This is a genomic window from Leptospira weilii serovar Ranarum str. ICFT, assembly GCF_000332415.1.
Taxonomy (GTDB): Bacteria; Spirochaetota; Leptospiria; order Leptospirales; family Leptospiraceae; genus Leptospira; species Leptospira weilii_A.
In genome coordinates this window covers 1-701 of sequence record NZ_AOHC02000031.1, presented here as the reverse complement: position 1 = coordinate 701, position 701 = coordinate 1, and the positions used below count along the sequence as shown (strand labels likewise).

2 pseudogenes are annotated in these 701 nt (G+C 42.4%); both read left to right on the top strand.

Annotation, left to right across the window (positions count from 1 at the left end):
* A pseudogene (locus LEP1GSC060_RS09845) lies at positions 1 to 420 on the top strand (Uma2 family endonuclease); the annotation flags it as partial.
* A gap of 66 nt (positions 421 to 486) precedes the next feature.
* Positions 487 to 701: pseudogene (locus LEP1GSC060_RS09840) on the top strand (Uma2 family endonuclease); the annotation flags it as partial.

The following is a 701-nucleotide window of genomic DNA, read 5'->3' as shown; positions in this document are numbered from 1 at the left end:
CATTTCTCCTTAATGGAGTATGTGCGTAAAAGCCGAAAAGGGAATAGCGTTAGCTACACCTAGTATATCGACGTATTCCTGGACGAACACAACGTGGTTCAACCCGATCTGATTTTTATTTCCAAAGCGAAGAGTGCGATCATTCGACAAAAAAGAATCGAGGGGGCTCCGGATTGGATCGCGGAAATTCTTTCGGAAGGAAACGCCTACCACGATCTGAAAACAAAGAAGAAACTCTACGAAAAACACGGGGTTGAAGAATATTGGATCGTGGACCCGATGGAACGTTCCGTCGAGGTGTATCAAAATAGCGAGTCGGGTTTTAAACTGATTTCATCCGCCAATTCGGGTCTAGTCGCATCTGCGGTGTTAGACGGATTTTCGATCGAGATTGATCGTCTTTTTACAAAGTTGGTTTGAATGATACATACGACCGATTTCAAAACGGAAACCGATTCGAATCCAATTTAGAATGAAACGAATACTATGATACATACGACCGATTTCAAAACAGAAACCGATTTCAAAACGGATAAGGATTTTGCCGAACTTCCGGAAGGAACGTTGGCCGAACTTTTGGAGGGTGAAATATTTATGGTTCCGGCTCCGATTCCAGAACACCAAAGAGTTTCCATACTAGTTGTATACTTGTTTGTTGCAATACGTGGACAAACTTAAACTCGGCGAAGTTTTTTTTTCTC